This is a genomic window from Dactylosporangium sp. NPDC005555 (assembly GCF_040605635.1).
GTDB lineage: Bacteria > Actinomycetota > Actinomycetes > Mycobacteriales > Micromonosporaceae > Dactylosporangium.
On the sequence record NZ_JBEXDG010000045.1, the window covers coordinates 78,642 to 91,615 of the forward strand.

General features: G+C 72.7%; 7 protein-coding genes. 5 read left to right on the forward strand and 2 right to left on the reverse strand.

The genetic code is table 11. From position 1 onward, the window contains the following. Positions 1-77 precede the first annotated feature (77 nt). Together ABZS58_RS36435 and ABZS58_RS36440 are read left to right on the forward strand one after the other, a co-directional pair. The gene (locus ABZS58_RS36435; protein WP_354787851.1) at positions 78-1,094 is read left to right on the forward strand and encodes a TauD/TfdA family dioxygenase; all 1,017 of its coding nucleotides are present in this window, start codon (positions 78-80) and stop codon (positions 1,092-1,094) included. Further along, positions 1,091-6,406: an amino acid adenylation domain-containing protein gene (locus tag ABZS58_RS36440; RefSeq protein WP_354787852.1), complete on the forward strand. Its 5,316-nt coding sequence runs from the start codon at positions 1,091-1,093 to the stop codon at positions 6,404-6,406. Before ABZS58_RS36435 ends, ABZS58_RS36440 begins: the two co-directional genes overlap by 4 nt. A 65-nt stretch (positions 6,407-6,471) precedes the next feature. Here ABZS58_RS36440 and ABZS58_RS36445 read toward each other — a convergent pair whose 3' ends face one another. Continuing rightward, the gene (locus ABZS58_RS36445; RefSeq protein ID WP_354787854.1) at positions 6,472-7,365 is read right to left on the reverse strand and encodes an AraC family transcriptional regulator; all 894 of its coding nucleotides are present in this window, start codon (positions 7,363-7,365) and stop codon (positions 6,472-6,474) included. Between the two features lie 334 nt (positions 7,366-7,699). Here ABZS58_RS36445 and ABZS58_RS36450 point away from each other — a divergent pair, with 334 nt between their 5' ends. Beyond that, positions 7,700-10,456, forward strand: coding sequence for an AAA family ATPase (locus tag ABZS58_RS36450; protein WP_354787856.1), 2,757 nt, complete (start codon positions 7,700-7,702; stop codon positions 10,454-10,456). Here the strand turns inward: ABZS58_RS36450 and ABZS58_RS36455 are convergent. Beyond that, positions 10,419-11,036, reverse strand: coding sequence for a ferritin-like domain-containing protein (locus ABZS58_RS36455; RefSeq protein ID WP_354787858.1), 618 nt, complete (start codon positions 11,034-11,036; stop codon positions 10,419-10,421). The genes ABZS58_RS36450 and ABZS58_RS36455 overlap by 38 nt on opposite strands. Positions 11,037-11,401: 365 nt before the next feature. Here ABZS58_RS36455 and ABZS58_RS36460 point away from each other — a divergent pair, with 365 nt between their 5' ends. Next, positions 11,402-11,677 carry an antibiotic biosynthesis monooxygenase gene (locus tag ABZS58_RS36460; protein ID WP_354787860.1) on the forward strand — a complete coding sequence of 92 codons (276 nt, stop codon included), beginning with the start codon at positions 11,402-11,404 and terminating at the stop codon, positions 11,675-11,677. Positions 11,678-11,859: 182 nt separating this feature from the next. Next, on the forward strand, positions 11,860-12,576 hold the full coding sequence (locus ABZS58_RS36465) for an SAM-dependent methyltransferase (RefSeq protein ID WP_354787862.1): 717 nt from the start codon (positions 11,860-11,862) through the stop codon (positions 12,574-12,576). Positions 12,577-12,974: the final 398 nt, after the last annotated feature.

Sequence of the window (12,974 nt, forward strand, 5' to 3'; positions counted from 1 at the left end):
GGCCGGAGCGGAGCGGAGGGGCCGCTCACCATGGGGCGCAGCGCGGGCGAGCGCTGCCGGAGCGCAGCGGAGGCGGCGTGAGCGGGCCGGCGCCGCGCCGGCGCGGAACCGGCACGGTCACCTCGCCGGTGTCCCGGCGGGTGCTCGTGGACGACAAGTTCGTGCTGCTCACGGAGGCCACCGTCCCCGACCTCGACCTGGCCGCCTGGCTCGCCGGCCAGGGCGAGGAACTGCTGCGGGACCTGGACCGCTACGGCGCGGTGTTCTTCCGCGGCTTCGAGGTGGGCACCGCCGACGACTTCAGCCACGCCGCCCGGGCGGTCAGCCCGGACCTGCTCGGCTACCTGGAGCGGGCCGCCCCCCGCCACGAGGTCGCCGACCGGGTGTTCACCTCCACCGAGTTCAACGCCGAGCAGTGGATCCCGCTGCACCACGAGATGTCCTACTCGCACAACTGGCCCACCTACCTCTACTTCTGGTGCGCGCAGCCGGCCACCGGCAGCGGCGGGGCCACCCCGCTGGCCAGCGAGCGGGTCATCATGCCGCTGATCCCCGCCGACGTGCGGGAGCGGTTCCTGCGCTCCGGCGTCCGCTACGTGCGCAACTACGGCCCGCACCTGGACCTGCCCTGGCAGGAAGCGTTCCAGACCACCGACCGGGCCGAGGTGGAGGCGTACTGCGCCGCCTCGGCGACCGAGTTCACCTGGCTGGGTGGGGACGGGCTGCGCACCCGGGCCCGGCGGCAGGCGGTCGCCACCCATCCGCGTACGGGGGAGACGGTCTGGTTCAACCACGCCCACCTGTTCCACGTGTCCAACATGCCGGCGGAGGTGTCCGGCGCGCTGCTACGCGAGTACGGCCCGGAAGGGCTGCCCCGCAACGCGTACTACGGCGACGGCGAGCCGATCCCCGACGAGGTGGTCACCGGCATCCGCGAGCTGTACCGGCAGCATGCCGTCTCGGTGCCCTGGCAGCGCGGCGACGTGCTGGTCGTGGACAACTTCCTGGCCACCCACGGGCGGGAACCCTTCAGCGGCGACCGGCAGATCCTCGTCGCCATGTCCGACCTCTACGTCAACCGGAGTGTGCTGTGAACGGATACCGTCTGTCGCCGATCCAGCGGCTGGCCTGGTCGGGGAAGCAGGACCTGGTCCGGGCCCGGGTCCGGCTGCACCGGCCGCTGGACCGGGTGCGGTTGCAGGCCGCCGTCGACACGGTGGTGGCCCGGCACGAGGCGCTGCGGCTGACCCTGGTGCACCACCCCGGCCTGCGGGTGCCGTTGCAGGACGTGGACGACAGCCGCATCGTGGTGGTCGGCGCGCAGGGCGACCTGTCGGTCACGCTCACCGACGACGCCCTGGAGCTGACCGCAATCCCGTTGATCGCCGACCCGGCCAGCCTGCGCCTGGTCCTCGCCGACCTGGCCCGGGCCTACGCCGGTGAGGCGCTGCCGGACGACCCCGAGGCGCTGCAGTTCCTCGACGTCGCCGAGTGGCAGTTCGAGGAGCGGGAGCAGGCCCCGGCGCCCGCGCCCACCGTCCCGGCCGCGCGGCTGGTCACCCCGCACGGGGACGACCCGAGCGCGGTGGTCACCGCGACCGTGCCCGCCGCCGCCCTCGCCGACGCCGCCCGGCCCGCGGGTGTCGAGCCGGCCACCGTGCTCCTCGCCGCCTGGGCCCTCGCGGTCTCCCGCCGGGCCGAGGCACCGGACGGGGCCGACCAGGCGGACCTGGTGCTGGCCCGGTGGAGCGACGGCCGCCAGGCCGCCGGCACCGCCGAGGTGGTCGGCCCGCTGGGCGGCTACGGCCCGCTCCGGCTGGCCCTGCCGCTGCCTGCCGCCCCCGCCGACCTGCTGACCCACGTCCGCGCCGCCGAGGTCGCCGCCGACGACACGTTCCACCTGGTCGAACCGGTGAACGAGCAGTCCGAGCAGTCGGCGGCCGTCGCCGGGTTCGCGGCGCCGCCCGCCGTGGACCCGGCCACCGTGGCCGGCCTCGACGGCGTCGCGGTGGAGGTCGCCGACCCGCCGCCGGCCGCCGGTCCACAGCTCACCGCGCTGACCGACGGCGACCAGGTCACCCTGCGGGTGGTCGGTGGGCAGTGGCTGCTCGACACGCTGCTGGCGATCCTGCGGACGCTGCCCGCAGCGCTCACCGAGGGCGTCCCGCCGGCCGTGCTCAGCGACGGGGAGGCCCGCTGGCTGGCCGACGCGGCCGGGACCACGTCCGAGGCGCCGGGGCGTACCCTCGTCGACCTGCTCGACGCGGGCCTCGCCGGCACCGACCAGGACGCCGCGGCGGTGGTCGCCGCCGACGGCGCGTACACCGTCGGTGAACTGAGCGAACGGGCCGCGCGGGTGGCCGGCGCGCTGGCCGCGCGGGGACTGTCCGGCGCCCCGGTCGGGGTGCTGGCCACCCGGTCCAGGGACACCGTCGTGGCGTTCCTCGGCGTCCTGCGGGCCGGGGCGGTGTTCGTCCCGCTGGCCCCGGACGCCCCGGCGCAGCGCCTCGCCGCCCAGGTCCGCGCGGTCGGCGCGGAGGTCGTCGTCGGTGTCGGCGGCCCGTCCACCGTGACGGTCGACGAGCTGGTCGCGGCCGGTGGCCGGTCGCCCGCCGCGGTGCCGGCCCCGGCCGACCCGGCGTACGTGATCTTCACCTCCGGCTCCACCGGCACGCCCCGCCCGGTGCAGGTGTCGCACGGCGCCGCCGCGCACCTGGCCGACGCCCTGGAGCGGACCGTGTACGCGGACAGCCGCCCGGGGCTGCGGGTGGCGGTGAACGCCCCCCTCACCTTCGACGCCTCGGTGAAGCAGCTCGTGCAGCTCGGCCACGGACGCAGCCTGTACCTGGTGCCCGAGCAGATCCGCCGGGACGGGGCGGCGCTGGCCGCCGCGCTGGCCGACCACGACGTCGACGTGCTCGACCTGACTCCCTCCCAGCTGCGCATCCTGCTCGCCGGCGCGGGTGACACCCGGCTGCCCGGCCTGCTGCTGCTCGGTGGGGAGGCCATTCCGCCGGACCTGTGGGAGACGGTGGCGGCGCTGCCCGGCGTCCGCGCGGTCAACCTGTACGGCCCGACCGAATGCACGGTGGACACCAGCGCGGCGCAGGTGCGCGCCGGGGACGCCCCGACCATCGGCCGGCCGCTGCCCGGCGTCGCGGTCTGGGTGCTCGACGAGCGGCTGCGGCCGGTGCCGCCGGGCGTGGCCGGGGAACTCTGCGTCAGCGGGCCGCAGCTCGCCGACGGGTATCTGGGCGACCCGGAGACCACCGCGCGGCGGTTCGTGCCGGTGGCCCTGCCGTCCGGCCGCACCGAACGGGTGTACCGCACCGGCGACCGGGTCCGCTTCGACGCCGACCTTCGGCTGCGCTACCTGGGCCGCCTGGACGACCAGGTGAAGATCCATGGCTTCCGGGTGGAGCCCGGCGAGGTCGCCGCGGTCCTGCGCGAGCACCCGGAGGTCGCCGACGCCGCCGTGGTGGCCCGCGACGACGACGGGCACGGCGACCGGCTCGTCGCCTACGTCCGGCCGGGGAGCCGGGCGGTGGCCGTTGACCTCGAGCGGATCGCCGGGATCAACCCGCACGAGACCCGCTACCTGTACGACGAGATCTTCGTCCAGCAGGTCTACCTGCGCGACGGCATCGTGCTGCTGCCCGGGGCGACCGTGCTCGACGTGGGCGCGAACATCGGCATGTTCTCGCTCTTCGTCCACAGCGTCTGCCCGGACGCGACCATCCACGCGTTCGAGCCGGTGCCGTCGGTGACCGACGTGCTGCGGCGCAACGTCGCCGAGTTCGGCGTACCGGCCACAGCGCACGGGTTCGGGCTGTCCCGGGCGGCCGGGGAGGTGTCCTTCACCTACTACCCGGGCTACTCGATGATGTCCGGCCACGCCGTGTACGCCGACCCGGACGCCGAGGTGGCGGTCATCAAGCGGTACCTCGCCAACGAACGGGACGCCGGCGCGAACGAGCGGGACGTCCTGCTCGACCGGGTCGACGAACTGCTCGCGGACCGCTTCGCCGGCCAGGAGCTCACCGTGCCGGTCCGGCCGCTGTCGGCCGTCCTCGACGAGCTCGCCCTGGAGCGGATCGATCTGCTGAAGATCGACGTGCAGCGCGCTGAGGCGGACGTGCTCGCCGGGGTGGAGGAACGGCACTGGCCGCTGGTCGCGCAGGTCGCCATGGAGGTGCACGACGCGGTCGGCACCGACACCGAGGGCCGGCTGGACGAGCTGATCGCGTTCTTCGAGAAGCGCGGCTTCGACGTCGTCACCCGACAGGACGACCTGCTCGTCGGCACCGATCGGCACACCCTGCACGCCGTGCGTCCGGAGTACGCCGCCGACGCACGCCAGACGGTGGTCGTCCCGGCCGGGCCGGCAGCCCGCCCGCTGGAGGAGCGCTTGACCGGCTGGCTGGCCGACCGGCTCCCGGCCCACCTGGTCCCAGCCGCGGTGGTGCTCCTCGACGAGCTGCCCCTGACCCGCAACGGCAAGCTCGACCGGTCGGCGCTGCCCGCGCCCCGCCTCGACCGGCCCCGCGACAGCGCGGCGGTGTCGCCCGCCAACCGGGCCGAGGAGATCCTGGTCGAGGCGTGGCGCGAGGTCCTCGGGGCGGCGACCGTCGGCGTGACCGACAGCTTCTTCACCCTCGGCGGCGACTCCATCCGCAGCATTCAGATGCAGGTCGCGGCGAACAAGCGGGGGCTGTCCTTCCGGCTCAGCGACATCTTCACGTACCAGTCGATCCGGGAGCTCGTCACGCACGGGCAGATCACCCTCGCCGGGGCCACCCCGACCATCCCGGCCACCCCGGCCGCCGCGGCGGAGCAGTCCGCGCGCTTCGCGCTGGTCGCCGCCGCCGACCGGGTGCTGCTGCCCGCCGGGCTCGCCGACGCGTACCCGATGACCGCACTGCAGCAGGGCATGGTCTACCACTGCGAGCTGACCGGCGACCCGGCGATGTACCACAACGTCACCGCGCACCGGATCGCCGCGCCCCTGGACGCGGCGGCGCTGCGTCGCGCGCTGGCGGGTCTGGTGGCCGCCGGCCCGGTGCTGCGGACCGGTTTCGCGCTGGGCGCATACTCCGAGCCGTTGCAGCTCGTGCACGCGGACGTGCCGGTCGAGGTGCCGGTGACGGACCTGGCCGACGCCGACCCGCAAGCCCGCCGGGCGCGGGTCGACGAGCTGGTGGCGCAGGAGCGGGTGCGCCCCTTCGACTGGGCCCGCCCGCCGCTGCTGCGGCTGCACGCCGTCCGCGAGGACGCCGACACGTTCACCCTGATCGTCGCCGAGCACCACGCCGTCCTCGACGGCTGGAGCCTGCACCTGTTCCTCACCGGCCTGCTCGCCGCGTACGACCGGGAGCGGGGCGGCACAGCCCGCCCGGCCCGCCCCGGCCTGCCGTTCCGGGAGTACGTGGCGGCCGAGCGGCGCGCCCTCGCCGACCCGGTCACCCGCCGGTTCTGGCTCGACGGCCCCGGCGCGGTGCCGCCGCTGCTGCTCGGCGGGCCGGACCCGCGGACCACCACCACCCAGCGGGTGCCGCTCGAGGAGGGCACGACCGACGCGGTCACCGAGGCGGCCCGGACCGCCGGGGTGCCGATCAAGTCCTGGCTGCTCGCCATCCACCTGCGGCTGATCGGCGAACTCTCCGGCCGGGACGACGTGGTCAGCGGCCTGGTGGTCGGCGGCCGGCCGGAGGGGGACGGCAGCGACGCCACCCTCGGACTGTTCCTCAACACCCTGCCGGTGAGCGTGGAGCTGGGCACCCGGTCCCTGGCCGAGCTGGCCGCCGAGGTGTGGCGGGTCGAGCGGGAGCTGATGGGACACCACCGCTTCCCGCTCGCCGAGATCGTCCGCACCGGTGGGGCCGGCCCCCGGTTCGATCACTTCTTCAACTGGACCCACTTCCCGAACGGGCCGGCCGACGGCGGCAGCCGCATCGTCGACAGCCGGGGCATCACCGTGGACGTGGCGTTCAGCCTCGCCGTCGACGCCGAACTGGACGCCGGCACCGGCCGCCTCGCCCTCACCGTCCAGTACGACCACCGGCACGTCACCGCGGACCGGGTGGGCACCTTCGCCGACGGCTTCCGCCGGCTGCTGGCGGCCGGCCCGACCGCGCCGCTGCCGGCCGTGGCCACCCGCGGACCGGCGGCCGACGACGACGCGCGGGCCCGGTGGGCGCCCCGGGTGGCGGCGGCCTGGCAGGAGGTGCTCGGGGCCGCGCCGCGCGACCCGGCCACCGACTTCCTGGCCGCCGGCGGGGACTCGTTGCGCGCCCTGCGGCTGGTCACCGTCCTGCGGCAGCGCCACGGCAGCGACCTCACGCTGCCCGAGTTCGTGGCGCTGGGAAGCTACGCCGCGCTGGTGGACAGGGTCGCCCGCGATGCCTGACAACCCGGACAAGCTCGCCATGCTCAGGAACGCGGAAAGCGTTCAGTGATTCCGCAGCATCGCTGTCAGGGCGTGGTCTGGCCAGCGGTGCGCAGACGTGTGGCGTCCTGGCTTGGCGCGGCGCCGAACTGGCGACGGTACTCGCGGCTGAACTGCGAAAAGCTGCCATAGCCGACGCGGCGGCTGATGCCGGCGATGTCATTGGCGTCCGCGGCGAGTTGGAGCCGGGCGTGCTGGAGCCGGATCTGTTTCTGGAACTGGATCGGGCTCATCGCAGTTACGGCATAGAAGCTGCGATGGAAGGCCGAGACGCTCAGACCTGCCTGTTGTGCCACCTCCTCGACGAGGAAGCGCCGCATGTAGTTGTCACGGATCCAGCGCACGGCACGGGCAATATGGCTGAGGCTGCTGTCGGGCAGACCGAACTGACGGACCATCGCACCTTGGTCGCCAGTGATGAGCCGCCAGAGGATCTCACGTTTGACCAACGGCGCGAGTACCGGGATGTCACGTGGCTGGTCGAGCAGGCGCACGAGCCGGACGACGGCGTCGAGGAGCTCGGTGGACGCAGGGCCGACGGCGAGGCCGGCCGGTGGGTCGTCGCCAGCATCAGGCAGGTCGCCCGGGGCCACCTGGAGCAGCACGTCGGCAACGGCGATCGGGTCGAGGTTCAGCCCGACTCCGAGACCGGGACGGTCCGGACTGGCCTCGATGAAATGACCGCTCACGGGCAGGTCGACAGACGAGATGAGGTACTGCCCGGCACGGTAGTGGTAGACGCGATCACCGAGCGCCAGCCGTTTGGTGCCCTGGGCGACTACGGCGAGTACCCGGCCGTAGATGGCCGGCGTCGGCGGGTACGGCCGGTCGGCCTTGAAGATGAGGACGTCGTCGATGCCGGTCGTCAGGTCGGGCCGGACGTGGCGGGCAAGCAGGCTGCGGAGCTCGTCGAGGGCCATATGTGTGATTAAAACCGCTGCAACATGCGTCGGCCAGCGCCAGGCAAGATGCGGGCCGGGGCCACGGTCGGATCGGGCAGGATCAAGCTAAGCTTCGCGACTTTTGGGCAAGCAACTCTGGGTCTTGGGCTGGTTTCATGTGGGTTCGAGGTGCGCGTGGCGTCGAGAGTGGGAGTGCCACACGTCGTCCGACGGTGGCGAGAGGAAGCACGATGACCGACGACAGGGCCTGCACGGTTCTGCTCGACGGACCCCGGGTGGTGTCCTTCGACGAGGCTGCTCACCAGTCGACCGGGGATGGCCGTAGGACACCGCGCCCGGCGCCGTGAGGCAGGTGGCGACCATCGAACTCTTCGGCCGCCGCGCCGAGCTTGAACAGCTCAGCGCCTTCCTGGCCAGCGCGCGGGAGCGCGGAGCCGCACGGCTGATCCGGGGCGAACCCGGCGTCGGCAAGTCCTCGCTGATGGCCGCCGTCGCGACGCTCGGTCTCGACTCGGCGATGCGGGTGCTGCGGGCGTCCGGGTCCGAGTTCGAGGCCGACGTCAGCTACTCGTGTCTCAACCAGTTGCTGCTGCCGGTCCTCGCCGACCTTGAGCGCCTGCCCACTGGTCCGCGGGAGGCGTTGGCGGTGGCACTCGGCTTCGGCGCCGGCCCGCCGCCGGACGCGCTACTCGTCTGCAACGCCGCTCTGCTGCTGGTCAAGGCGGTGGCGGGTGAAGCGCCGGTGCTCCTGCTCGTCGACGACATCCAGTGGATCGACCGGGCAAGTGCCGTCGTGCTCGGCTTCATCGCCCGCCGCCTGGAGGATTGCCGGGCTGCGCTGCTGGCGTCGGCCAGAACGGGGACAGCAAGCTTTCTGGATCCGCGGGGACTGGCCGAGATGGTTGTTCAGCCGCTCGACGACGAGGCGGCCGGGCAGTTGGTCGACGGCACTTTTCCGCGGTTGCCGGCTCGGGTCCGGCAGCGGCTGCTCGACCTCGCGCAGGGCAATCCACTGGCGTTGATGGAGTTGCCGTCGACGTTGGTAGGTGCCATCCACCGTACGGCGGCACAGCCGGAGGTGGTGCCGCTCAGTGATCGGTTGCAGGCGATGTTCGCGGCACGCATCGCCGACCTGCCCGAGCCGACCCGCCGGCTGCTGCTGCTCGCCACCTTCGAGGGCACCGGCGACATCCGGGTCCTGCGGGCCGTTCTCGAGGAAGGGTTCGGCCTCGCCGACCTCGCCCCAGCGGAGCGGATGCAGCTGGTCCGCGTGGACGACGCCACAGCCCGGGTCGCGTTCCGGCACCCGTTGATCCGATCAGCGATCGTGGCGATGTCGACGCACGAGGAGCGCCGCAGCGCGCACATCGCCCTCGCCGGCGCACTGCACGGTGACCAGGAACGCCGCGCCTGGCACCTGGCTGCCGCCGCTATCGGCCCGGACGAGGCGGTGGCGGTACTGCTCGAGGAGGCGGCACATCGCGTCATGCTTCGTGGGGACGCGTTCGCCGCGGTCGCGGCGCTGATCCGTGCCGGCGAGCTGAGCGCGACGAGCGCCGGCCGGGGCCGGCGGCTCGCCGAGGCCGCGTACATCGGCGCTGAGGCCAGCGGCGCCGTCGTCGACGCACAGACGCTGCTGACCGATGCGCGCCGAGCGGCGCCGGACGCCGCCGGTTCGCTGCACGCGGCCAACGCGGCCGCCTTCCTGATGCTCGACGGCGACGCCGACGTGAACACCGCACACCGCCTCCTCGTCGGCGCCATCGAGACCGGCAACCACGGATATCAGGCTCAGGACCCAGCGCTGATCGAGGCCATGCACACGTTGCTGCTGCTGTGCTGGTACGGCAGCGCCCCCGAGTACTGGGAGCCGTTCTACCAGGCGCTGGGCAGGCTGCAGCCGCGGCCGCCCGACGTCCTCACGCTGGCGAGCCGGACCTTTGCCGACCCTGTGCGCACCGGTGTGTCGGCGCTGCCGCAGATCGACGGGATCCTCGACTCATTGCCGGACGAAGCCGACCCCACCCGCATCATGCGGATCGGCACGGCGTCGGTATACCTGGACCGCCTGGGCGACTGCCGCGAGTCGTCCTGGCGGCTGGTCCGGCAGGGGCGGGACGGCGGACCACCCCGCCGGCATCTCGGCGCCCTCATGCACCTGTGCCTGGACGACTACCTTGTCGGCCGCTGGGACGAGGCCGAACAGCTCGCGCTGGAGGGACAGCGGGTCTGCGACACCAGCGGCTTCTCGTTCTTCAGGTGGTACTTCCTGTACAACCGGGCGATCATCGCCGCCGGCCGGGGTCGCTTCGACGAGGCGTACGCCCTCGCCGACGAGATGACCCACTGGGCGCTTCCCCGCGGGGTGTCGGCCGCCGCCCTGTTCGCCCACCATCCGCGTACGCTGGCAGCCCTGGGCCAGGGCAACTGGGACGCCGCCTTCCGCCATGCCGCCGCGATGAGCCCGCCCGGTGTGCTCGCCTCGCACGTGCCGCACTGCACCTGGGTGATGTTCGACCTGATCGAGGCAGCGGTCCGGACCGGGCGGACGGCCGAGGCCAAGGCGCACGTCGAAGCGATGCGGGCCGCCGACGTCGCCGCATTGTCGACCCGGATGACGCTCATCGAAGCCGGGGCGCGGTTCCTCGTCCTGGACGACGACGCGGCGACGACCCGCCTGGAGGCGCTGCTGGCAAGTCCCACAGCGGACCGGTGGCTGTTCGAGGCATCCCGGGTCCGGCTCGCCCTCGGCGAGAAACTGCGCCGGACCAGGTCGACGTCGCAGGCCCGCCAGCACCTTCTTGCTGCGCGCGACGGATTCGCTGCCATGGCCGCCGTGCCGTGGCTCGAACGCACCCACACCGAGCTACGGGCCACCAAGTACCGGCTCACCGACGTACCGTCGGGTGCGCCGGCCGACCTGACCGTGCAGGAGCTCCAGATCGCTCAGCTGGCGGCCAGCGGTCTGACCAATAAGCAGATCGCCGAGCGCCTGTACCTCTCGCACCGCACCGTGGGCGCGCACCTGTACCGGATCTTTCCGAAACTCGGCGTGGCGTCACGCGCCGGGCTCAGGGATGCGCTGTCGTCGGGCGCTGATCCCCGGTAGCTGTCTGCGGCCGGCGGGCGGCGGAGGAGGGCGCACCGAGCTCGGCGGCCTGTGCTTCCTTGTTCTCGAGCAGCCGCTCCAGCAGCCGCCGGGTGGTGGGATCGTCGTCGCTGATCCAGCGCACCGCCTCCTGCAACGTCTGGACGAGGATCCGCGCCCCGACCAGATCCTGGGCCACGATGCCGGCAAGGTCCCCGTCGGGGAACGTTTGGAATGCGACCCGTGAGCGGGCGGCCAGGTGCTGCGGATCGTGGTCGGCGGCGAACCCTAGCTGCTGGATCCGCGCCGCGAGCAGCCGCGCACCGTCGCGGTCACGGTCGGCGCAGGCATAGAGGAAGTCCGCGATCGTCCGGTCCGACGGCGCGCGGACGAGCAGGGCGTGCTGCTCGTACTGCAACGACGACACGACCAGAGTCGCCAGTAGCACGTTCAGCAGCTGCGCCACTGCCACAAGGTCGGCGCGGTTCGACGGGGTCACCGGCCCGTCGTCCCGGTCGAACAGGGCCCGGTCGCGGACCTCGCGCATGCGGAGCACGGATGGCGGCGATGCGGTGGGTCCGCGCCCGGCTGGCCTCGTCATGTACTCGATGGTCGAACGTTGGTCGCCGCCGTACATCTGTTAAACGACCTAACGCCGCCGCAACAAACCGCCCGTGGATGCCCGCGCCCCGTCCCACCTCGGTCGTGCGGACGGACCGGCTCGGCCCTTGCGCGCCGGCCGGCCAACGGAAGATCGGCCCGGCCGCCGCCGGTGATGCCGTCAGCCCGCTAAGTCGCCGGCCGCAGCAACCCGCGAAGTCGCAGACGGATGACTGATGAGCGCGACCGGGCCACACCGAAGAGTGGACCACGCCACAAGCGAACCGGCGCCGCCGACATCAAGTGAGCGCCGCAGGAGCCAAGAGAAGGATCGCTATGACTGTCAATCACGGCTTTCACGCCATCATGACCGCGCAGCAGGGCAGGGGTGGCGAACTCGTCGCATTGCTGCTCGACGCGCCGTCCCTGCCGAACGAGGACTGCATCGTTTTCCTGGTCAGTCGTTCCGACGGTAACCCGGACGTCGTTTCCGTCGCCGAGGGCTGGACCAGCCAGGATGCCCACACCAGGTTCTTCGCGGCCGAGGAGGCGCAGGCGTTCGTCGCCAAGCTCCAGCCGCTGCTGGCGGGCGAGTCGCAGTACACCGACGCGGTTCCCGTCGGTGGCAAGCCCACATTCTGAGCGTCCGCCGCAGCCACGGGCACCTGGGGGAGCCGATCTGCCCATGCTCGGCGACTTCGACGCCCTCCACCCCACACCCGCGTCTGCGGGGCCGCCCGCCGCATCCGAAACAACTGGCTCACCCGCGTGCTGACCTCGCTCTCCACCAGCCAGCCCGACGCTTCCGGAAGGCACACCACATCATGACCACCCTCGCCAGCACCAAACCCGAGACGATCAGCACGCCGTCACCGGTGTCGAACAGCGACGACCGTGCCGCGTTCCTGCGCGAATTTCTCCGAGCACCGTTCACCGTCGCCGCCGTCACCCCCAGCGGCAAACAGCTGGCCGACGTGGTCACCGCGACCGTGCCACGCACCGGCGCCCCGCTGGTCGTGGAACTCGGCCCCGGCATGGGAGCATTCACGGCAGCGATCCAGCATCGGCTCGCCGGCCGCGGCCGGCACCTGGCCATCGAAATCAACGCCCGCTTCGCCGACCGCCTGGCCGCCCGCTATCCCCAGGTCGACGTCGCAGTCACCGACGCCCGCGGCCTGCGCGACGTACTGACGCAGCACGGTCACGACCATGCGGACGTGATCGTCAGCGGGCTGCCATGGGCGGCGTTCGCGCCGGGGCGTCAGGACGACCTGCTTGACGCTGTCGTCGACAGCCTAGCCCCGAACGGCGCGTTCACCACCTTCGCCTACACGCACACGCGGTGGGCGCCGCCGGCCCGGCGGCTCCGGCGCGTGCTGCGCTCACGGTTCGAAGAGGTCGTGCTCAGCCGGACGGTGTGGACCAACCTGCCACCCGCATTCGTCTACTACTGCCGCAGACCCCGCACATCACTGCCCGCCTCCGCCAGCGGCTTGCCGGCCAATGGGACCGCATACCGAGTACCGGCCCAGCGCACGTAACCGCAAGGCACACCCTCCGACGGGGCACACCTCTCACCCCGTCAACGGACCGCGCGACGAACGAACAGGTGCGTCAACCATGCGGATCGCCGTGGTCTCCGGTGCCAGCTCCGGGAACGGACAGAACACCGCCGTCCAGCCCGCGGGCGCGGAACGGGAGTGCTGAAGGCTCCGGCGGCGACAACCTCTGACCCCCGCCGTCAGGTGCAGGGCGCGGCGCCGCCTTGCCGCTGACCGGCAGGTACTGGTATGCGCCGCCGGAACTCCTCCAGCACGCCGCATGTTCCCGTCCGAGGCGGTCGGTGCTAGCGGACAGTGAAAAATCCTTGCTGACGGACAGTTGAGTCCCGGCTCGCGGACACCGGAATTCCTGGTGGGCGGTCAGGTGATCTCCGTCA

Bases quoted from the DNA above. Each gene is read 5' to 3' on its own strand.
- ABZS58_RS36445 (WP_354787854.1), bottom strand. From the start codon at position 7,365: ATGGCCCTCGACGAGCTCCGCAGCCTGCTTGCCCGCCACGTCCGGCCC.
- ABZS58_RS36455 (WP_354787858.1), bottom strand. From the start codon at position 11,036: ATGACGAGGCCAGCCGGGCGCGGACCCACCGCATCGCCGCCATCCGTG.
- ABZS58_RS36465 (WP_354787862.1), top strand. From the start codon at position 11,860: ATGACCACCCTCGCCAGCACCAAACCCGAGACGATCAGCACGCCGTCA.
- ABZS58_RS36460 (WP_354787860.1), top strand. From the start codon at position 11,402: ATGACCGCGCAGCAGGGCAGGGGTGGCGAACTCGTCGCATTGCTGCTC.